This window comes from Macrococcus bovicus, assembly GCF_004359575.1.
Classification (GTDB): Bacteria; Bacillota; Bacilli; order Staphylococcales; family Staphylococcaceae; genus Macrococcus; species Macrococcus bovicus.
In genome coordinates this window covers 71891-91372 of sequence record NZ_SCWF01000005.1, presented here as the reverse complement: position 1 = coordinate 91372, position 19482 = coordinate 71891, and the positions used below count along the sequence as shown (strand labels likewise).

At 44.9% G+C, this 19482-nt stretch carries 22 protein-coding genes; 14 read left to right on the top strand and 8 right to left on the bottom strand.

Annotated features, from left to right (window positions below):
- Positions 1-85: 85 nt before the first annotated feature.
- Entirely contained in the window at positions 86-2086 is a 2001-nt protein-coding gene (locus ERX55_RS06375) for a catalase (protein WP_133451733.1), read from the top strand.
- Positions 2087-2111: 25 nt separating this feature from the next.
- Here ERX55_RS06375 and ERX55_RS06370 read toward each other — a convergent pair whose 3' ends face one another.
- From ERX55_RS06370 to ERX55_RS06360, 3 genes are all read right to left on the bottom strand, one after another.
- On the bottom strand, positions 2112-3197 hold the full coding sequence (locus tag ERX55_RS06370; protein ID WP_133451732.1) for a hypothetical protein: 1086 nt from the start codon (positions 3195-3197) through the stop codon (positions 2112-2114).
- Between the two features lie 92 nt (positions 3198-3289).
- Positions 3290-4471, bottom strand: coding sequence for an NAD(P)/FAD-dependent oxidoreductase (locus tag ERX55_RS06365; protein ID WP_133451731.1), 1182 nt, complete (start codon positions 4469-4471; stop codon positions 3290-3292).
- Positions 4471-5088 (bottom strand): DedA family protein, encoded by a 618-nt coding sequence (locus ERX55_RS06360; protein ID WP_133451730.1) that lies wholly within the window; start codon positions 5086-5088, stop codon positions 4471-4473. The genes ERX55_RS06365 and ERX55_RS06360 overlap by 1 nt, the downstream gene beginning before the upstream one ends.
- Positions 5089-5255: 167 nt before the next feature.
- Between ERX55_RS06360 and ERX55_RS06355 the strand changes: the two genes are divergently transcribed.
- On the top strand, positions 5256-5585 hold the full coding sequence (locus tag ERX55_RS06355) for a PH domain-containing protein (RefSeq protein ID WP_133451729.1): 330 nt from the start codon (positions 5256-5258) through the stop codon (positions 5583-5585).
- A gap of 22 nt (positions 5586-5607) precedes the next feature.
- Here ERX55_RS06355 and deoD read toward each other — a convergent pair whose 3' ends face one another.
- Positions 5608-6324 carry a purine-nucleoside phosphorylase gene (deoD, locus tag ERX55_RS06350; protein WP_133451728.1) on the bottom strand — a complete coding sequence of 239 codons (717 nt, stop codon included), beginning with the start codon at positions 6322-6324 and terminating at the stop codon, positions 5608-5610.
- A 133-nt stretch (positions 6325-6457) separates the two neighbouring features.
- On the opposite strand from deoD, the gene ERX55_RS06345 reads away from it, so the two are divergent.
- A complete protein-coding gene (locus tag ERX55_RS06345) occupies positions 6458-7339 on the top strand; it encodes an SDR family oxidoreductase (protein WP_133451727.1) in 882 nt (293 codons plus the stop codon).
- A gap of 33 nt (positions 7340-7372) precedes the next feature.
- Here the strand turns inward: ERX55_RS06345 and modB are convergent, their stop codons facing one another.
- Both modB and modA read right to left on the bottom strand, forming a co-directional pair.
- Positions 7373-8026, bottom strand: a complete 654-nt coding sequence (modB, locus tag ERX55_RS06340) for a molybdate ABC transporter permease subunit (protein WP_133451726.1) — start codon at positions 8024-8026, stop codon at positions 7373-7375.
- Positions 8007-8738, bottom strand: coding sequence for a molybdate ABC transporter substrate-binding protein (modA, locus tag ERX55_RS06335; protein ID WP_133451725.1), 732 nt, complete (start codon positions 8736-8738; stop codon positions 8007-8009). Before modA ends, modB begins: the two co-directional genes overlap by 20 nt.
- A gap of 146 nt (positions 8739-8884) precedes the next feature.
- On the opposite strand from modA, the gene ERX55_RS06330 reads away from it, so the two are divergent.
- The 7 genes from ERX55_RS06330 (at position 8885) to ERX55_RS06300 (ending at position 14680) form a co-directional block, all read left to right on the top strand.
- Positions 8885-10033 (top strand): zinc-dependent alcohol dehydrogenase, encoded by a 1149-nt coding sequence (locus ERX55_RS06330; RefSeq protein ID WP_133451777.1) that lies wholly within the window; start codon positions 8885-8887, stop codon positions 10031-10033.
- 80 nt (positions 10034-10113) lie between these two features.
- Positions 10114-11256, top strand: coding sequence for an acyl-CoA dehydrogenase family protein (locus tag ERX55_RS06325; RefSeq protein WP_133451724.1), 1143 nt, complete (start codon positions 10114-10116; stop codon positions 11254-11256).
- 58 nt (positions 11257-11314) lie between these two features.
- Entirely contained in the window at positions 11315-11929 is a 615-nt protein-coding gene (locus ERX55_RS06320) for a DUF1361 domain-containing protein (RefSeq protein ID WP_133451723.1), read from the top strand.
- The gene (locus ERX55_RS06315; RefSeq protein WP_165983727.1) at positions 11926-12216 is read left to right on the top strand and encodes a hypothetical protein; all 291 of its coding nucleotides are present in this window, start codon (positions 11926-11928) and stop codon (positions 12214-12216) included. Before ERX55_RS06320 ends, ERX55_RS06315 begins: the two co-directional genes overlap by 4 nt.
- 128 nt (positions 12217-12344) lie before the next feature.
- Positions 12345-13265, top strand: a complete 921-nt coding sequence (locus ERX55_RS06310) for an ABC transporter substrate-binding protein (RefSeq protein WP_133451721.1) — start codon at positions 12345-12347, stop codon at positions 13263-13265.
- A gap of 109 nt (positions 13266-13374) precedes the next feature.
- Complete coding sequence (locus tag ERX55_RS06305; protein WP_133451720.1) at positions 13375-13917, top strand: biotin transporter BioY; 543 nt, start codon at positions 13375-13377, stop codon at positions 13915-13917.
- Positions 13918-13939: 22 nt separating this feature from the next.
- The gene (locus tag ERX55_RS06300) at positions 13940-14680 is read left to right on the top strand and encodes a GNAT family N-acetyltransferase (protein WP_133451719.1); all 741 of its coding nucleotides are present in this window, start codon (positions 13940-13942) and stop codon (positions 14678-14680) included.
- 15 nt (positions 14681-14695) lie between these two features.
- Here the strand turns inward: ERX55_RS06300 and fdhD are convergent, their stop codons facing one another.
- A complete protein-coding gene (gene fdhD, locus ERX55_RS06295; RefSeq protein WP_133451718.1) occupies positions 14696-15481 on the bottom strand; it encodes a formate dehydrogenase accessory sulfurtransferase FdhD in 786 nt (261 codons plus the stop codon).
- Between the two features lie 287 nt (positions 15482-15768).
- Between fdhD and ERX55_RS06290 the strand changes: the two genes are divergently transcribed.
- Entirely contained in the window at positions 15769-16764 is a 996-nt protein-coding gene (locus ERX55_RS06290; RefSeq protein WP_133451717.1) for a ThiF family adenylyltransferase, read from the top strand.
- Between the two features lie 10 nt (positions 16765-16774).
- Complete coding sequence (locus ERX55_RS06285; RefSeq protein WP_133451716.1) at positions 16775-17260, top strand: MogA/MoaB family molybdenum cofactor biosynthesis protein; 486 nt, start codon at positions 16775-16777, stop codon at positions 17258-17260.
- Here ERX55_RS06285 and moaC read toward each other — a convergent pair whose 3' ends face one another.
- A complete protein-coding gene (gene moaC, locus ERX55_RS06280; RefSeq protein WP_133451715.1) occupies positions 17261-17740 on the bottom strand; it encodes a cyclic pyranopterin monophosphate synthase MoaC in 480 nt (159 codons plus the stop codon).
- Between the two features lie 59 nt (positions 17741-17799).
- On the opposite strand from moaC, the gene ERX55_RS06275 reads away from it, so the two are divergent.
- Together ERX55_RS06275 and mobB are read left to right on the top strand one after the other, a co-directional pair.
- The gene (locus ERX55_RS06275) at positions 17800-19044 is read left to right on the top strand and encodes a molybdopterin molybdotransferase MoeA (protein WP_133451714.1); all 1245 of its coding nucleotides are present in this window, start codon (positions 17800-17802) and stop codon (positions 19042-19044) included.
- The gene (gene mobB / locus ERX55_RS06270; RefSeq protein ID WP_133451713.1) at positions 19038-19478 is read left to right on the top strand and encodes a molybdopterin-guanine dinucleotide biosynthesis protein B; all 441 of its coding nucleotides are present in this window, start codon (positions 19038-19040) and stop codon (positions 19476-19478) included. The genes ERX55_RS06275 and mobB overlap by 7 nt, the downstream gene beginning before the upstream one ends.
- Positions 19479-19482: the final 4 nt, after the last annotated feature.

Sequence of the window (19482 nt, the reverse complement as noted above, 5' to 3'; positions counted from 1 at the left end):
CCAACATGTATTTTAAATGTTTCTGTCCTATTTAGACGGGTAAATAAAACAAGTACATTAATTAGTATGAGGGGGAAATATGAGAATGGCTAGTGAAAAAGACAAGCAGTTACAAAACTATACAGTTGATACGACTCAAGAAGCAGCGCTCACTACCAATCAAGGGCTTAAAATGGCTGAAGATGAATTTACTTTAAAAGCAGGTGAACGTGGGCCTTCTTTACTTGAAGATTTTCATTTCAGAGAAAAAATGACCCACTTCGACCACGAACGCATCCCTGAAAGAATTGTCCATGCACGTGGTTACGGGGCGCACGGTGAATTTGAGTTATATGAATCGCAGGAAAAGTATACAAAAGCAAAATTCTTAAATGATACTTCTAAGAAAACACCTGTTTTCGTTCGTTTCTCAACTGTTGCAGGCTCTAAAGGTTCTCCGGAGACTGTCCGTGATGCGCGTGGGTTTGCAACGAAGTTCTATACTGAAGAAGGGAACTACGACTTAGTCGGTAACAATATTCCTGTCTTCTTTATTCAGGATGCCATTAAATTCCCGGATCTGGTTCATGCCATCAAACCGGAGCCTCATAACGAGATTCCTCAGGCAGGAACAGCACACGATACATTCTGGGATTTCTTTGCGCAGAATCCAGAGTCTACCCATATGACGATGTGGACAATGAGTGACCGCGGTATCCCTAAGAGCTTCCGCACGATGGAAGGTTTTGGCGTCAATACATTCCGTCTGATCAACAAAGAAGGTCAATCACACTTCGTTAAATTTCACTGGAAACCTCTTCTCGGGACTCATTCATTAGTCTGGGATGAAGCACAGATTATAGCGGGTAAAAATATCGACTTCAACCGTGAAGACTTGTATGAAGCGATCGAGAAAGGCGACTATCCTGAATGGGAACTGGGTCTGCAGCTGATTGCAGAGGAAGATGAGTTTAAATTCGATTTCGATATTCTGGATCCGACAAAAGTATGGCCGGAAGAAGACGTACCTGTTCAAATCGTCGGTAGGTTAACTTTAAACCGTAACGTTGATAACGTCTTCGCTGAAACAGAGCAAGTGATGTTCAGTCCAGCTCATGTGGTACCAGGTATTGATTTCAGTAACGACCCGTTATTACAGGGCCGTCTGTTCTCTTATACAGATACGCAGCTCTTACGTCTCGGTGGCCCGAACTTCCATCAGATTCCGATCAATGCGCCAATCTGTCCATTCGCCAACAATCAGCGTGATGGTTTACACCAGCATCAGATCCATAAAGGGATGACAAGTTATCATAATAATGGGATCAATAACAATAACCCTCATACAACGCCAGCTGAAGAGGGTGGATACGAGCATTACTACGAACGCATCGATGCTCATAAAGTGCGCGCTCGCAGCGAAAGCTTCGTTGACCACTACTCTCAAGCTAAAATGTTCCTAAACAGCTTATCTGAGCCGGAACGTCAGCATTTAACAGATGCGTTCAGCTTTGAAATCGGTAAATGTAAGTTAGACTTCGTTAAACAGAATGCAGTCAATAACTTAAACAAAGTAGATAAGAAGCTGGCGGAAGAGGTTGCATTACGTGTAGGTGCAGAAGTACCGACCGGTGATGAAGAATCCAAAGAAACAAAAGTATCTAAAGCCCTTAGCACATTAGAGACGATTAAGAAGCTGGACACTTTATCAGTAGCCGTATATGTGACAGCTGATTCTGATGCTAAGCAGTTAGAAAGCTATGTCAAAGAACTGGCAGCGAATAAAGTGAACTATAAATTAGTAGCTGACCGCGCAATGAAGCTCGGTAATCTGAAAGTGACTGAAACATATGACACAGTGCACTCTACATTATTCGATGGTATTTTAGTTGCCGATGCTGCAGAACCCCTTGCACCCCCAGCTAAAGATGCAATTGAGGCAGCAAACCGTCACTACAAAACAATCGGTTATACACAGAAAGTCCAACCTTTACTGGCACAGACTGCTGTTAAAGAAGGGCAGCCAGGTATCGTCTTAGTCGGTACAGACTTAAAAGATTACTTGAATAACCTTGTAGAACAGCGTCACTGGTCTAGACAGCTTTAATCTTAAAAAGGATTGATCATAACGATCAATCCTTTTTGATTGCTTTAATATCATTAATAGCAACGATTTTATTCATTTTAATGGCACGTTTCATGGATTCATGTTCAAGTTCCATCTTTTCAATTTCGGCAGGGGTATGACCGCCGAGCATCCATTGTCTCGTATGCTGAAAGAAATCTTTGTACAGTAAATCGAACTGGTCTCTGTCCTCCCGAGCGAACTGCCCTTTTATTAATAAACTGATTTCATGCTGAGCACTCTCAAAGCCCGGTGCCCCCACGGTGTAGACTTGGATGTCTTCAATGAGATGATCCCATTCATCAGGCGATAACTGTGTCTTTTTTTTGAGGAATTTGCCCAGATTTTTCATCTGCGGTGTCTGTAAGTGATGGTCGGGGCCGACAAAATCATAGACTTCGTGAGGATCTTTGAATTCGTAGTAAGGAAACTGCTGAAGTTCCTGGAAAGCTTCTTTATCATCTACCCATGAATCAAGTAGCGCATCAACAATATAACCTTCATGAATCTGCAGATCGTAGATGGACAGGAAAAGATCAATGCTATCCACTTCGAAAGTATCTTGATAGGTTTTCTTGTAATGGGCTTCCAGATGTTCACGGGTGACAAAACCGTAGAGCATCAGATTACTGGAAATAAAGGTGAAATCCTGCTCGTATTTCTCCTTTTTCTGCTCGATGGCATCTAACGGCAGCTGCATCAGCGCTTGTTTTGTATCTTCAGGGATGACCAGTTTCTTGTCGATATCGAAAATAATCAGTGCGGCGACCATCTGCTCCAGATCTTTAGGTGAGAGATGGATGATATTATGATTTTCTGCTAAGGCATCGGCTAGCAACTGAATATCCAGCACTTCCTCTTGAATCAGCAGTTCATAGTAGAGACTGCCTTTTTTGTGGAAACGTTCTGAAAGCATATCGATCAATGCTTGGCGGGAAGTCTGGTCATCAAAATCCAGCTGATAGTACATGGCGCTATCGCGCAGTTCTTCTAAGGGGAGTCTGTGGATCAGTTCATCAAATGTCTGATGATGACTTGAGTCATAACTGCTGAGTACTTTTTTATGAAGAGGTGCAAGAAACTTTCTGAACATATGGCTCACTTCCTTAATGTGCTTTACAGGTATTGTACCTAATTTAAGGCAAGTGAGACAGTGAAAAAAGCAGTCCATATGTGGACTGCTTTTTAGCTGCGGCCTTTGAGCATGCCATGCCAGTACATCAGAGGAATCCCTCTCTTTTTGATCTGATAGAGCAGCGGATTCGTCTTGGACTGATCAAGAGGCAGTGATTCCTTAGGCTTTAAATCGTAGCCGAACTCTGCCATAATCGCCTGACCATATTCAGTTGCGATAGGGCAGGCCGTCATGCCGTTATAATACCCTTTCAGTGGTTTGCCTTTTATCTGGGCAATCAGGTTTTGAGCAAGGACAGGTGCTTGCTTACGGACAGCGGCTCCCATCTTGACAGTAGGTAGATTCGTGCAGTCACCGAGTCCGAAGACGTTCTGGTGACGGACATGCTGCAGGGTGTGTTTATTGACATCTAACCAGCCCTCTTCATCGCTCAGGGTGGACTGTTTGATGACATCCGGCGCACTCATCGGAGGAGTGACCAGGAGCATTTCGAAAGGCAGTGAATAAATTTCGGATGTTGCCAGGTTCTTGAAGGTAGCCGTCTTTTCAGGTCCGTTGACGGCAATTAATTCATGCTGCAGATCATAAGAGATCCCTTTCTTTTCAATCTGTTTTTCGATCTCTCTTCTGTATTTCTCAACCGGAAACAGAGAATCAAGAGCGCTCTTAAGGATAAGAGTCGGGCGGTCTTTTTTCTTGTTCTTGAAGAACTCATCGAAGGTGAATAAGGAGTTTTCAGGTGCAACGCCCCCTTTAATCGGGGTAGAAGGCTTAGTCACAATGACATTACCGGCTGTTACTTTTTTCAGTGATGCGTAGGTATAGTCCGCATAGTCATAGAGATAGTTCGTACAGACATTATTTTTGCCGAGCGTTGCTGGCAGGCCTTCAATTTTTTCAAAGTCCAGCTGGAGACCGAGTGCCACAACGAGATATTCATAATTGATCTGTTCGTTGTTATTCAGTCTGATAATACGTTCGACCGCCTGAATAGCTGTTACTTTCTGCTGAAGAAAGTCCGCACCATGAGGAATGACTTTTTTCATCTTTTTACGGCTGTTCTCTTTTTTCTCTGCGCCGCTACCTACTAGGGGCCACGCCGGCTGATAGGCATGATAGTCAGCGTGATCGATGATTAATACATCTTTAATACCTGCTTTAATCAGATGGCTGGCAGTTGAAATACCGCCCGATCCGCCACCAAGAATAACGACTTGATATTTTTTATTCATTACGATTCTCCTTTTGGTTTACGTTTATATAAATAGATAACGATTGCGATAATACCGATGGCCATCAGAATATAGAAGAAGTTTGAGTACGTATCGAAAGTGTGCAGGACCTGCTCCCAGTTTTCGCCGAGAGTATAGCCTAAGTAAATCAGCACAGCATTCCAGATGATGGTGCCGACAGTGGTATAGAGTGTGAACGTCACGATGTTCATACGATTGATGCCGGCAGGAATAGAAATCAGGCTGCGCACCAAGGGGACGAAGCGGCAGAGAAAGACAGCGATACCGCCATATTTCCTGAACCATTTATCCGCTTTGTAGAGATCATCCTTTGTCAGTCGTAGAATCCAGCCATAACGATCGACGATTTTTTCGAGTCTTTTTAAGCCGAGAAGATGTCCCAGGTAATAAAGAATAAGTGCACCCACGACAGCACCTAGTGTTGAAGCTAAAAGCATACCGAAAAAATTCAGCTTGTCAGACTGTGTCACCATGAACCCGCCGAACGTCAGGATGACTTCTGACGGAATAGGAGGAAAGACATTTTCAAGAAGGATCAGCAGGAAGACACCGAAGTACCCGAACTGCTCCATCACATCCATAATCCATTGCTGCATAACAGACTCCTTTATCAATGTTATACCCTGAGTTTAATGAATCAGACAAATGAATGCGAATATTATGATAATTACGCTAAAGATGGAGATAACTTCTTCAAGTTTTGAGAATAAAGAAAGACAGTTGCGGGTATACTTAAGAGGTAGATATAAGGAGGTCGTTTGAAATGACAGAATTATTCAATGCATCAGAACTGAGTCCGACAGAAAAAAGAGGGCCAGGTGTAGTGGGTATCATCGAGTTCGCAGTAGGGGATCAAAAAGAATTCACGGGTGAATACATTCCGACTGATATGCGTTTCTTTATGGTGGCCGATATGAACGGACAGCCGTATCAGCGTGTCATCAGCTATGATGACATTAAAGGTGTGGAAGTAGAAGACAGTGCAGTGACTGTCAACTTTGAGATGGGACCGATTCGTATTCGCGATATCGGCAACGGTACCGCACAAGTATTTGCAGATTATGTCAATGAACAGCTGGATAAGCGCAAATAAAAAAGCCCCTCGGGGCTTTTTATTATTCCACGATTTCCAGCGCGATTTCCATCATTTTAGTAAATGATGTCTGGCGTTCTTCTGGTGTTGTCTCTTCATGTGTCAATAAGTGATCGCTGACCGTGAAGATACCGAGTGCTTTAACATCGCCGCCTGCATAAGCAGCATTCATATAAAGACCGGCAGATTCCATTTCCACTGCTAAGATGCCCATAGAGCGCCATTTGTCAGTGGCCTCGGCATTCGCATTGTAGAAAATATCTGATGATAAGACGTTACCTACATGGTTCGGTACCCCTTTTTCATCGGCTAATTGTTTAGCACGTGCCAGTAAGCTATAGTCAGCGATTGGTGCGAAGTGACCTGGCAGACCATATTGTGCCACATAGTTAGAGTCAGTAGATGCCCCTTGAGCGATGATCACATCATAGACATTGATTCCTTCCTGCATTGCACCGCATGAACCGACACGGATCAGGTTCTTGACGCCGAATGTGTGAATCAGTTCGTAAGAATAGATACCGATTGACGGGATGCCCATACCTGTACCCATTACAGAGATTTTTTTCCCTTTGTATGTGCCGGTATAACCGAACATATTACGCACTTCATTGAACTGTACGACATCTTCTAAATAAGTGTCGGCGATGAATTTTGCGCGCAGCGGGTCGCCAGGTAAGAGAATCGTTTCTGCGATAGGATTGTTTTCCGGTTTGATGTGAGGTGTAGATTTAGTCATGACTCATTCTCCTTTAATTAAGTTGTGTTCAACTTCAGTCTACCGATTGGTGGTTATTTTTTCAAGAGAAGACCTAATCCGTGTTTAAACCATTTCATACGTGCAATACTAATACATATAAGGAGTGATAGTAATGACAAATGAAAATCCATTAACTAAGCACTATAACGGGAAATTCGAGAAACAGGAACAGCAGGCTCCTGGTCTGCAGCAGAAGATGACACCAGTACCGGACTGCGGTGAAACATCATACAAGGGATCAGGCAACCTGACAGGTAAGAAAGCCCTTGTGACTGGCGGCGATTCAGGTATCGGACGTGCAGCTGCCATTGCCTATGCGAAGGAAGGCGCAGACGTTGCCATCAACTATCTGCCTTTTGAAGAAGCAGATGCACAGGAAGTCAAAGCAGTTATTGAAGAAGCAGGCCAGAAGGCCGTATTAATTCCGGGTGACTTACGCGATGAAGCATTTAACAAGACACTTGTAGAGCAGGCGGTCAAAGAACTGGGCGGTATTGATATTCTCTGCAGCGTTGCAGGTGAACAGACCGCAGTAGACCATATTGAAGATTTATCTACTGAGCAGTTACGTTCGACTTTTGAAACGAATGTCTTTTCTTTAGTATGGCTGATTCAGGCTGCGCTGCCGCATCTTAAAGCAGGTGCCTCTATCATTACGACTTCATCTGTTCAGTCTTATAACCCAAGTAAAAACTTAGTGGATTACGCCGCAACGAAAAGTGCGATTGTATCCATCACAAAATCACTCGCTACTCAGTTCGGTGAGAAAGGGATCCGCGTCAACTCTGTAGCACCTGGTCCTATCTGGACTGCACTGCAGATTACAGGCGGTCAGCCGCAGGAAAAAATTCCTGAGTTCGGTCAGAAAGTGGATCTTAAGCGTGCCGGACAGCCGGTCGAACTCTCTGATGTCTATGTCTTTCTAGCATCTGACAGCGCAAGTTATGTGACTGGCCAGGTATACGGTGTGACAGGCGGCGTGCAGATTAACTAACCCAAAAGAAGCAGTCTTTTGACTGCTTCTTTTTTATGTGTGTTTTTTAAGGCGCTGGATGATGAACATAAGTATAAATGAGAAGATAATCATCAGCGCGACCCATAAACCTGCGAGTGACAGTTCATTATTATCGATGGCGATGTAAATAGCGGTCGCCATCGTCTGTGTAACACCCGGAATATTCCCGGCAAAAATTAAGGTGGCACCGAATTCGCCTAATGCACGTGCAAACGAGAAAAGAATACCTGTCAGCAGTGCACCTTTCGATAAGGGCAGAATCATCTTTCTGAATATCATGAGATGACTTGCCCCATCTACTTTAGCGGCATCGATCACATCGGCTGAGACATTATCGATACCGATCTTAAGTGATTGATACATAAGGGGAATGGCGACAACAGTGGCTGCGATAATGGCCGCGTAAATGGTGAAGACAGGGCTGATGCCCCATTGGCCGAGCCCTTGCTTACCGAATGCCAGCAACAATAGAAAGCCTACTACAGTAGGGGGCAGCACCATCGGCAGCATGATAAGCGTTTCAACCACTGATTTTCCGGGGAAGGGGCGGGAAGTCAGCAGGACGAACAGGACACTGATGATGAGACTGGCTGCTGTAGCAATGATGGAGACTTTAAGTGACGTCAGAATCGGTGACAGAAACGACTCACTTAACAGTAAAGCCATAAGACTGATAAACTTTCTTTGCGGCATCAGATTGCAGGTACTCATAGAATGCACGTGCTGTCTGGTTGTCTGTGATAAGTGCGAGCGGATAGGTGATAGGACTGTGCAGCGCTTCATCTATGGGCGTTTGTTTAAGCTTCGTTCCTTTGGCATCTGTCGTATAGACGATACCGGCATCTGTATTACCTGTCTCCACATAGGTGAGCGCTTGTCTGACATCCTTTGTATAAATGATTTTGTCATCAATAAGATTCCAGACACCGGCCTTCATCAGCGTTTCTTTGGCGTAAGCTCCTGCCGGCACTGTCGCAGGCGTGCCGACTGCGATCTTTTTGATGGAGGCTTCTTTAAGGTTGCTGATATCTGTCATATCCGATTGACTGACGAGAACAAGTTGATTTTCAAGGACACTCTGCTGATTTTCCTTTTTGACGACGTGCGCCTTGACCAGATCATCCACTTTACTTTGTGCGGCAGAAAAAAAGAGATCGACGGGTGCGCCTGCTTTAATCTGATTAGCGAGTGCGCCTGAAGCGCCGTAATTGATCTTGATATCAACATCATGTGTTTTTTCATAGTCTTTTTCAATAACTGATAGGGCATCTTTCAGACTGGCAGCGGCAGAGACGGTGATTTCCTTTCTTTCTGGCGAGTCATCGTGACTGCAGCCGGTCAGAAGAAGAATGGCAGCAATAAAAATTAGCTTTTTCATTGAGGACCTCCATAGCGTTCGTTAGCTATATTATAACGAAAAACAATCATATAAGTAGGTTGAATTTATTGGATGCATTCTGAGTTTAATTGTCTGAAAGCGGGTATAGGTTAACAAGTCAAAAAAATATAAAGAGGTGTCTAATGATGAAGGCAGTAACGTTCCAAGGAAAGAAAAAGATGGAAGTCAAACAAGTCAAAGATCCGATTATTGAAGCACCTACTGATGCAATCATTAAAATTACAGCGACAGGTATCTGCGGCTCTGATTTACACTTATATCACCAAGGCGATATGATGATGGATCCGGGATTTGTTATCGGTCATGAACCGATGGGCATCGTTGAAGAAGTCGGCAGCCAGGTGACTAAGCTCAAAAAAGGTGACCGTGTCGTCATCCCATTCAACATTGGCTGCGGCGAATGCTACTACTGTACACATGATATGGAATCTCAGTGTGATAACTCAAATCAAGAGCAGGCGAACTGGAAGATGGATAACGGCGGCCTGTTCGGCTTCGGTAAAATGCACGGCAACCACTGGGGTGGCCAGGCTGAGTATTTAAGAGTTCCATTTGCTGACTTCTCATCATTCGTGGTGCCAGACAGCGATATGAAAGATGAGCAGGTCCTGTTCTTATCCGACGTTGTACCGACTGCTTACTGGAGTGTTGAACATGCAGGCGTTAAAGCAGGGGATACCGTCATCGTCTTAGGCTGCGGTCCGATCGGTCTGATGGCGCAGAAATTCGCGAAACTGAAAGGTGCTGACCGTGTCATCGCTGTTGATAATGTCGAGCATCGTCTGGAACATGCAAAGAAATACAATCAGGTTGAGGTCTACAACTTCGACAAAGAGAAAGAAATCGGTAAATTACTGCGTGAAAATACAAAAGGTGGCGCGGATGTCGTGATTGACTGTGTCGGTATGGACGGTCAGGTGAAATTAACTGAACGTGTATCCAACTTAGTGACACCGCAGCGTGGCACTATCAGTCCGATTGAAACAGCTGCTGAAGCGGTACGTAAATTCGGTACTATTCAGATTACGGGTGTCTATGCGGCACCTGCAGCGAACTTCCCGTTACCACTTATCTTCAATCGTAACGTACAAGTGAAAACAGGACAGGCACCTGTTATTCACCTGATGCCTAAGCTCTATGAGATGATTCGTGACGGTGTCTTCGATCCGACAGAAATCATCACCCATAATATGTCACTCGACCAGGCAGCAGAAGCCTATGAAATCTTTGATGAGAAAAAAGACAATAACATCAAAGTAGTGCTTAAACCTTAAGTATTAAAAACCGACTTTTGGAGTCGGTTTTTTTGTTTGGGTGATTTTAACAGTGGTAGTATGTCTATGAGGTGATAAAAATGGATCGTGAGTTATTTGTAACAAATCAGCTGGAGCAGGAGTGGATCCGTAAACTCCAGCAGAACCGGGAGTGGATTGAACAGACAGCAAGAGAGGCCGATCGTGCAGGGAAACTGAATCATAGGTTAATCGACTGGCTGATGGCAGAAGGATACAGCAAGCTGACTTTACCAGAAGCGTATGGCGGGTACGGGCTTGGTATCAAGTCGGTCATCTTGCTGCAGGAAACATTAGCAAGCTATGATGAGTCAACGGCTTTATCTATGGGCTGGCATCTAGGTATTGTGGGTGAAGTGTTCCAATTTAAACTATGGCCTGATGAGATGATGACGGAATTTGCAGAGGCGGTGCAGCACGGTGCCTTATCGAATCGTGTCGTTTCAGAAGCACAGACAGGAAGTCCGACAAGAGGAGGGCGGCCTGCAACCCATGCAGTACGTCAGGGAGAAGGCTGGCTGTTGAATGGCGTCAAAACTTATACGTCTATGAGTCACAGACTGACACATTATATAGTCGGGGCTTACGTGGAAGACAAAGGAACGCTCTGCTTTTTCTACGTGCCGGCAGACACACCAGGTTGTCGCATTGAAGAAAGCTGGGATGTGACGGGCATGCGAGCGACTGAAAGCCATGACCTGCTGCTTGACGATGTCTATGTAGAAGACCGTTACTTAGTTGAAGCAGGCCGCGATAAAGTGGATAATCCGTGGCTCATGCATATTCCGGCCGTCTATCTGGGCATCGCCCAAGGTGCGAGAGACGATGCAGCTGTCTTTGCGCATCATCATTCACCTAACTCAATTGAAGGGACGATAGCAGATCTCCCCCATATTCAGGCGAAACTCGGTGAAATGGAACTGAAACTTATGACAGCGAGACACTTCCTCTATCATGCTGCAGATCTCCATCAAGCAGGCGTTGAAGGACTGGCGCCTACTTTCGGGGCTGCGAAGCATATCGTCGTGAATAATGGCATTGATATCGTGGATATTGCGATGAGAATCATCGGCGGGAAGAGTCTGGAGAAATCAGGAATAATAGAACGCCGCCATAGAAGTATGCGAGCGGGACTTCATAATCCGCCGATGGATGATGCGGTGATACGTATGCTGGCAGAGGAGACACAGGACATCAGTCGCTAATATCTTAGTTTTATTGTAGAATGAGGATTCAAAACTGTAAGAGAATTGAGGGTTTCTGATGTACAGCCGAAATATCGGTCGCTTGTGTTTTGTATTATACCTGATGGTTTCATTTATCATTCCTACCCATTATCTATTTATGGTGCAGAATTTGATTTTAGCTTTCATCCCTTATGAAATCAGCCAGTTGCTTCCACTCTTTAAACCGCATAGCAGAAGAGAATGGCCACTGTTCTTAATGGTGTCACTGGTGTTCATACTGCTGGCCCCGAATATCTTTTATGTGGTGACGGATTTGATTCACTTCAATCTCTACCCATTTGATTTTCTTAAGAAATTAATTTTGACTGAATGGATTGATTTTACCTATCTGTTAGCAGGTGTGATGCTCAGCTTATATTTTTATATCCAGGTCATTTTTACGTTGTATCGACTGGTTTCAGATCGACTGCTCCGAGGATGCACGATGTTCATGTTTATGGTATTGACGAGTGCGGGCATTTTTATTGGTCGCTTCTTGCGTTTTCATTCGGTACATATTCTGACCCATCCGCTGCAGGTTGTGGTTGATACGCTGAACGCTGTGAATAAGGATGCGATAGTATGGATGGCACTGATCACAGGACTTCAGGCCCTGCTTATACTGATGGTGAAGGGCGTGAGAAAAATATGATAGATATTCAGACTGCTTTTCTCTCCGTCATCATTCTCCTCTGTCAGTGCTATATTGGTTACACTATTTTGCGTGTCACCCATCAGAAGACAGCGGCCCTGATAGCATGGGCCTTACCACTTGGCATCGGCTTATATTTGGTCCAGGTGGGCTTGCTCGAGCGTCTTTTCCCGGGCTGGCGTACGCCTGACAACGCTAGATACTGGCTACAGTGGAGCTATGCTTTCGTGATTATTCAATATATCGCAGCGACTATCATATATATGGACTTTTTTACTTATCATTAATCTGAGAGTACGGCCTTCGCGCAGTGCTCTTTTAATTTTATTCATAAAAATGTTGCACGAACGGATGGATACAGGTATGATTAGTTTTGTATTATTGATGAGAATGAATCTCAATTAGGAGGAGAACAATGAAAAAGTGGTTATTCGTTTTGATCGCATGCTTATTAACACTTGCTGCATGTGGCAATCATGCAGATAAGAAAGCAGAGGATACAAAGAAAAGCAGTACAGTTGACTATAAATTAGATAATGGCAAAACAATCAAGATTCCTGCTGAGCCGAAACGTATTGTACTGATGGGGGCAAGCTATACAGGTAACCTACTGGATCTAGGCGTTAAACCAGTAGGTGTCGATGAATATGCATTCCAGTCAGAAATCCTGGCACCAAAATTAAAAGGTGTTGAAAAATTAGGTGCAGGAGATGTTGAAAAAGTAGCAACTTTAAAACCGGATTTAATCATCTCATTTGATACAGATAAAAATAATTCAAAATATGCGAAGATTGCACCGACCATTCCTGTATCCTATGCAAAACATAACTATCTGCAGATTCACGAGGAACTCGGCAAAATCGTCAGTAAAGAAAAAGAAGCGAAAGCATTCGTTGATAAATGGAAAGAAGAAACAGCGAAGGACGGCAAAGAAATTAAAGCTAAGCTAGGCGAAGATTTAACTTATACCATTTATCAGTTCTTCCAAAAAGAGATTTATGCATATGGTGATAACTGGGGACGTGGTTCTGAAATCATCTATCAGGCATTTGGACTGAAGATGCAGGAAGATGTTGTGAAGGACGTTAAACCGACAGGCTGGAAGAAGATTTCAGCAGAAGATATCAGTAAATATGCAGGTGACGTCGTACTTTACTCTAGTGATGCAGGTAAAGATGCGAACAGTGTTGTCCAATCGAATGTCTGGAAAAACATGGACGCTGTGAAAAATAATCGTGTCGTGCAATACGATGCAGAGGATTTCTGGTTCAATGATCCGATTTCATTGGAGTATCAGCGCAAAGTACTGAAAGAAGAATTATTGAAACTGAAATAAGAGGAAGGTGCACTGATGGTGCACCTTTTTTTGCTGCTAATGTAAACTTTATATTTTAAACGGTTAACAATTCAGTTATAATCAGTTTATTGTCGAAAGGAGATTGAAGATGAAGACGAAAGATCTAGTTATTATTGCGATGTTCACCGCACTTATTGCAGTGCTCGGTTTGCTGCCGGCCATTAATTTAGGAATCGGTGTACCTTTTACTTTTCAGAACTTAGGCTATATCTTAGCAGGCTGTTTACTCGGCAGTAAGCGCGGAGGTTTAAGCGTCTTATTGTTTGTGATTTTAATTGCACTGGGACTGCCGCTGTTATCAGGTGGACATGGTGGATTTGGTTTATTCTTTGGACCGACTGGTGGCTATATTTTATCATTCCCGCTGGTTGCCTATTTGATTGGCTTACTGACTGAACGCCAGTTTCAGAATCTGAATATCTGGCAGATTTTTCTGATCAATGGTCTCATCGGGGCAGTGCTCTGTAATTTAATCGGCGGGATTTTTATGGCCTTTAATCTGCATATGCCGATTATCAAAGCCTTAAAAACAGTCATTGTTTTTATTCCGGGAGACCTTATCAAAGGATTGATTGCAGCCATTCTGGCAGTCCGTCTACGAAATATTCCGTCCATCAAAAATACGCTATAATTCTCTTAAAGGGGATGATAGGATGGTTTCTTTTAAAGATACAAAACAAGTCGCAGAATTTTACAGCGAGAATACGCGCTATACCCATTTTCATACACCAAGTCAGCTGATTCGTTACTACTCCAATTACTTTGAGTATAAAGTCATGCCCTCACTTGAAACATTTAAGGAAGACGAGAAAATGCAGTCGGATTTTCATGAGCGGCATGGGCAGCAGCACCTATTGTTTATCTTTCCTGAAAATGAACCGCTGCCTCAGGACCTGAAAGATTATGCTGAAGCTTCAGGGTATACCACTGAGAAGATGGAACTTTATCAGACAGAGGAGCTGACACTCGGCAAGCGGGCAGGAGAAGTAAGGATAGTAGGGGATGATCAGACGTTCAAAGACTTTCTTACTGTCTGCCGCGTAGGCGAGAGGGAGTACGGTGAGGAGTTTGCTGACCTCAAAACTGAGATGCATACAGCTGACCGTGCTGATGATTCTGTGATTCAGCTGGTGGCTTATGATCATGGGCAGCCGGTCGGAAAATTAGAAGCGATACTGCACGGAGATTTAATTGAACTGGATGATTTTTACGTACTGGAGACAGCGAGGGGAAAAGGAATAGGGACCGCCTTGCAGGAGAAAGTGCTTGATTACGGTCAATCTCTTATTCTGATAGCAGATGGCAATGATACGCCAAAAGAGATGTACGAACGTCAGGGTTATCGTAAAATCAGTGAACGATACGAACTATTGAAAGTTAAAAGCTCGAGCTGAATAGCTCGAGCTTTTTTAGATGATGCGCTCCGGGTGACTGTAAATATTGAAAGATTCATTTCTGATAAAACCGACCGCTGTGATATTCAAGTCATCTGCGAGCTTGATGGCCAGATCTGTCGGTGCTGATTTGGAGAGAATAATGCCTACTCCAATTTTGGAGGCTTTGATCAGGATTTCCGAGGAAATACGTCCGGAGAAGATAAGGACTTTATCGCGAATAGGTATACGCTGTTTAATACAGTAGCCAAACAGTTTGTCGAGCGCGTTATGACGTCCGATATCTGAGCGGTGGATATAGAAATTCTTACCGTCACTGATGGCTGCATTATGCAGGCCCCCTGTCTGCTTGAAGTCTGTGCTCTGCTCCTGTAACGCCGCCATCATGCTGAAGATTTCCGCCGCCGTAATCTTCGTCTCTGTCATTGACACTTTTGAAGTAGCGGCATCATTGACGAAATAGAACTGCCGGCTTTTCCCGCAGCACGAACTGATCATGCGCTTCGTATACTGGCCGGAATGCTGTTCAATTTCACGGTTCAGCGTGATATGACAGAATCCTTTGCTGTCATCAAGATGAATGTTCTGAATATCTCCTTGTCTGAAAATGACACCTTCAGATGCGAGAAAACCGAGAACGAGTTCTTCGAGGTGGGTCGGACTGCAGACGATGGTCGCGAATTCCTGCTGGTTGATATAGAGTGTCAGAGGAAACTCGGTTGCAATATTGTCGCTTTGATCTATAAATGCACCGTTCTGATACTTGATAATTGGCTGATTGAAAGTAATATCCTCAGGCAAATGAAGAGCCCCCTTTATATGATTATTATACATGAGTAGGAGGGGTTATACTCCACAGCCGCACTGTCACCTCTTCTTCATTTCAGCAGATTCAATATGACAGTGAGCTCCTTAGTCTGATAGGTCTTTAGAGAGAATGAACATGAATACAGTCCGCCGCCTGGCCTCATAACGGTGACCGGGGTATTGGGTACGAACAAGCTTGCTTTCTTCTTCCTGGCATTGTTTGGTATAATAGCTTTACTGACTAGGATGTGGATGGATAAAAAAGAACAGAGGGTTTAAATATGAAACGCTATGACAGACAGGAAAAATTTAAAGGAATAGGTTCTCGCGGACAGACATCAATCACGGAAAAGACTGTCGGCATCATCGGTATCGGTGCCCTAGGTACCCATACAGCGAACACCTTGGCCCGGGCCGGCGTCAAGAAACTGATTCTCGTCGACCGGGATTATGTGGAAATATCCAACTTGCAGCGCCAGACGCTTTTCACTGAACAGCATGCGACAGACCTGACGCCGAAAGTCATAGCGGCACGAGATGAGCTGCTGAGAATCAGAGCAGATCTTCAAATAGAGACTTATATTGAACATTGCGATGCGCCGCTTCTAGAAGCGGCGTTTTCAGCATGTGACCTGCTGATTGATGGCAGTGACAACTTCGATGTACGACTCACATTGAATGATTTCAGTTACCGCTATCAGATTCCGTGGATATACGGTGCCTGCGTAGAATCAACTTATGCAGCGTGTCCGTTTATTCCGGATGTGACGCCTTGTTTCAGGTGTGTCATGGGACGCTTGCCGGTGATGAACCGGACATGTGATACGGTCGGTGTCATCGAACCTGCTGTCAGCCTGGCGACAAGCTTTCAGGCGATGTATGCCTTAAAGATTCTGGCGGAAGAACCGGTTGACCCGCGCCTTATATTCGGTGATGTATGGACGCTTGAACACAGTGCCATGAAGTTCAGTCGGATGAGCGAGATGATATGTGAGACTTGCGGTGCGAACCCGACCTATCCACATTTAGAGACGAGAACGATACAGACGATGCTCTGTGGTCGTGACACTGTACAATTTGCCTCACCGGTCACTGAGTTCACTCAGCTGACGACGTTTCTATCCACGCTGAACATCAACTACCAGGAGACCCCTTACTTTGTGCGTTTCTTTGTCAATGATAAGCCGGTCATCTGGTTCAAAGGTGGACGACTTCTGGTCCATGACGTTAAAACGGTCGCTGAAGGCCAGAAGGTGTATTATCAATTATTCGGATAGGAGATTCATCATGCATACTAATGATTATAGAGAGATCAAAGCCGCTGTCATTACGATCAGTGATACCCGGACAGAAGCGACGGATAAAGGCGGACGAGCTGTCATGGAACACCTGGATGACTGCCGGATAGAAGTAGCGAGCTATCAAATTGTCAGAGATGACTTTAAGGCGATTCAGTCAGCTGTCACTACAGCACTGAGTCAAGTAGATGTCATCATTACAACAGGGGGGACGGGTGTCGCTCGGCGTGATGTCACGATAGAAGCTGTACGACCCCTGGTAGATAAGGAGATGGAAGGTTTCGGAGAGATTTTCCGCTACTTAAGCTATACAGAAGACGTCGGGACAAGAGCGATGCTGTCCCGCGCCTTCTGCGGTACGAAAGACCAGACAGTCGTCTTCTCGATACCGGGGTCTGTCGGAGCAGTGAATCTGGCAATGAAAAAGCTCATCACACAAGAGGTCTTTCACATTGTGCATGAGCTGAATAAATAGTCAGCGACTGAAGTCACCATTTTTACCGCCGGACTTGGACTGCAGGTAGGTCGGCCCGATGACCATGCCTTTATCGACTGCCTTTGTCATGTCATAGACTGTCAGGGCAGTAACAGAAGCACCGGTCAGAGCCTCCATCTCAACGCCTGTCAGCCCTTTCGTTTTGACAGTGCAGGCAATCTGCAGAGTGTAGCGGTCATCTGAGAGCTGCCAGCTGAAGGAAATATCGATGCCGCTCAAGCTTAATGGATGACACATCGGGATGATGCGGGATGTATCTTTGGCAGCCATAATACCGGCCACTTGTGCTACGGCGAGAACGTCACCTTTTTTAGCGGTATGGTTGGTAATCTGCTGGTAGATGACCTCATTGACTTCAATGGAGCTGATGGCGGTGGCTGTTCTGGTGGTCACTTCTTTATCAGAGACATCGACCATACGGGCCCGTCCTTCTTCGTTGAAATGTGTTAATTGATTCATTCGCTTCACCCTTTCATTTATACTTATTATAGCTTATCAGTAGAGAAAGTGGGATGACCATGCTGGAAAAAAGAACGCCCCTCAATGTGCAGGCGGCCATTGAACGATGTATAGATCAGAGTCAGAAGATGCCGCTGATCGATGTCTCAATCGAGGACAGTCTCGGCTACTATCTAGCGGAAGATATCATTGCGGCATATGATATTCCGATGTTCGATAAGTCGCCTTATGATGGCTACGCCATCAGAAGTGCAGCTTCTGCAGGCGCAAGCGGAGACAACCGTCTTGCTTTCAAGAAGATCGACCATATCGGAGCAGGATCGGTCAGTACGTCTGTGCTATCGGATAATGAAGCGGTACGCATCATGACAGGCGCGCCGATTCCTGAGGGAGCAGACGCAGTGGTCATGCTTGAACAGACCGTCGAGACAGCTGAAGGCTTTACTTTACGCAAGTCTTTTGAACCTGGAGAAAATATTTCAAGACAGGGCGAGGAATGTACGAAGGGTGAAGTTGTTCTGACTGCTGGCACAAAGATTACGCCCGGTGTGATTGCAGTTCTTGCGACTTTTTCATATCAGTCTGTTAAGGTCAGACAAAAACCGACTGTGGCATTGATCGCAACAGGGAGCGAACTGGCAGCAGCGGATGAAGAACTGGCACCCGGAAAGATCCGCAACTCAAATGGGCCGATGATAGCGGGCCTTTTAGCTGAGATGGAAATGGACACTGAAACTTACCGCGTCACAGCAGATCATTATGAGCATCTCCTGGCGATTGTTGAAAGAGCACTCAGCAAGCATGATATTGTCATCACAACGGGCGGGGTCTCTGTCGGTGACTTTGATTTCATGCCTGCCATTTATGCGGCACTCTCAGCAGACGTCTTATTTAATAAAGTGGCCATGCGTCCAGGCAGTGTCACAACCGTTGCAGCTAAAGGCAGCCAGCTGCTCTTCGGTCTGTCAGGAAACCCGAGCGCCTGCTATTCAGGCTATGAATTATTTGTCAAACCTGCATTGAAAGAAATGATGGGGGCAGCGAATGTCCATGCGCCCGTCATTAAAGCACGACTGGCAGCTGATTTCACGAAAGCGAATCCTTTTACCCGCTTTATCCGTGCAGAACTGGATATGGTCAGCGGCACTGTCCGCCCTGCCGGCTTCAATAAGAGTAATGCAGTCATTGCGATTGCCAGAAGCAACAGTATGATCATTCTGCCGGGTGGCACAAGAGGTTTTAAAGCAGGCGACTTAGTAGACGTCATGGTGACCCGTCTGACGGATGTGGCTGGTACATGGTGAAAATACTGCAAGTCGTCGGTTATAAGAAGAGCGGCAAAACGACGGTGATCAATCAGCTGATTCTGGCTGCTCAAGCAAAGGGCCTGACGGTCAGCGTCATCAAACATCACGGTGATAAATCCGGACAGGAGATCGACATCCCACTGAAAAGAGACCATATCACCTTTATGACAAGCGGTGCCGCTGAGAGTATTGTTGAAGGCTATGACTATGTTCATAAGCTCTCGACACCTAAACCGCTGGCACGTATCATTGCTGAAGACATCACAGCATCGCCTGATGTCATCTTAATCGAAGGGTATAAGCAGGCACACTATGATAAACTGGTGTTACTGAGAGATACAGAAGACAATGAATTACTTGACCTTAAGAATATTAAAGGCATCATTAAGACTGAGGATATTTCATTGACTGATTTCGGTCAATTCATATAAAGGA

What these genes read in the sequence shown, in the direction of transcription:
- deoD (WP_133451728.1), bottom strand. Translation starts at nt 6,324, where the DNA reads ATGACTAAATCTACACCTCACATCAAACCGGAAAACAATCCTATCGCA.
- modA (WP_133451725.1), bottom strand. Translation starts at nt 8,738, where the DNA reads ATGAAAAAGCTAATTTTTATTGCTGCCATTCTTCTTCTGACCGGCTGC.
- ERX55_RS06360 (WP_133451730.1), bottom strand. Translation starts at nt 5,088, where the DNA reads ATGCAGCAATGGATTATGGATGTGATGGAGCAGTTCGGGTACTTCGGT.
- ERX55_RS06345 (WP_133451727.1), top strand. Translation starts at nt 6,458, where the DNA reads ATGACAAATGAAAATCCATTAACTAAGCACTATAACGGGAAATTCGAG.
- ERX55_RS06310 (WP_133451721.1), top strand. Translation starts at nt 12,345, where the DNA reads ATGAAAAAGTGGTTATTCGTTTTGATCGCATGCTTATTAACACTTGCT.
- modB (WP_133451726.1), bottom strand. Translation starts at nt 8,026, where the DNA reads ATGGCTTTACTGTTAAGTGAGTCGTTTCTGTCACCGATTCTGACGTCA.
- ERX55_RS06290 (WP_133451717.1), top strand. Translation starts at nt 15,769, where the DNA reads ATGAAACGCTATGACAGACAGGAAAAATTTAAAGGAATAGGTTCTCGC.
- ERX55_RS06315 (WP_165983727.1), top strand. Translation starts at nt 11,926, where the DNA reads ATGATAGATATTCAGACTGCTTTTCTCTCCGTCATCATTCTCCTCTGT.
- ERX55_RS06375 (WP_133451733.1), top strand. Translation starts at nt 86, where the DNA reads ATGGCTAGTGAAAAAGACAAGCAGTTACAAAACTATACAGTTGATACG.
- ERX55_RS06365 (WP_133451731.1), bottom strand. Translation starts at nt 4,471, where the DNA reads ATGAATAAAAAATATCAAGTCGTTATTCTTGGTGGCGGATCGGGCGGT.
- ERX55_RS06325 (WP_133451724.1), top strand. Translation starts at nt 10,114, where the DNA reads ATGGATCGTGAGTTATTTGTAACAAATCAGCTGGAGCAGGAGTGGATC.
- moaC (WP_133451715.1), bottom strand. Translation starts at nt 17,740, where the DNA reads ATGAATCAATTAACACATTTCAACGAAGAAGGACGGGCCCGTATGGTC.
- ERX55_RS06285 (WP_133451716.1), top strand. Translation starts at nt 16,775, where the DNA reads ATGCATACTAATGATTATAGAGAGATCAAAGCCGCTGTCATTACGATC.
- ERX55_RS06305 (WP_133451720.1), top strand. Translation starts at nt 13,375, where the DNA reads ATGAAGACGAAAGATCTAGTTATTATTGCGATGTTCACCGCACTTATT.
- ERX55_RS06370 (WP_133451732.1), bottom strand. Translation starts at nt 3,197, where the DNA reads ATGTTCAGAAAGTTTCTTGCACCTCTTCATAAAAAAGTACTCAGCAGT.
- ERX55_RS06275 (WP_133451714.1), top strand. Translation starts at nt 17,800, where the DNA reads ATGCTGGAAAAAAGAACGCCCCTCAATGTGCAGGCGGCCATTGAACGA.
- mobB (WP_133451713.1), top strand. Translation starts at nt 19,038, where the DNA reads ATGGTGAAAATACTGCAAGTCGTCGGTTATAAGAAGAGCGGCAAAACG.
- ERX55_RS06300 (WP_133451719.1), top strand. Translation starts at nt 13,940, where the DNA reads ATGGTTTCTTTTAAAGATACAAAACAAGTCGCAGAATTTTACAGCGAG.
- ERX55_RS06355 (WP_133451729.1), top strand. Translation starts at nt 5,256, where the DNA reads ATGACAGAATTATTCAATGCATCAGAACTGAGTCCGACAGAAAAAAGA.
- ERX55_RS06330 (WP_133451777.1), top strand. Translation starts at nt 8,885, where the DNA reads ATGAAGGCAGTAACGTTCCAAGGAAAGAAAAAGATGGAAGTCAAACAA.
- ERX55_RS06320 (WP_133451723.1), top strand. Translation starts at nt 11,315, where the DNA reads ATGTACAGCCGAAATATCGGTCGCTTGTGTTTTGTATTATACCTGATG.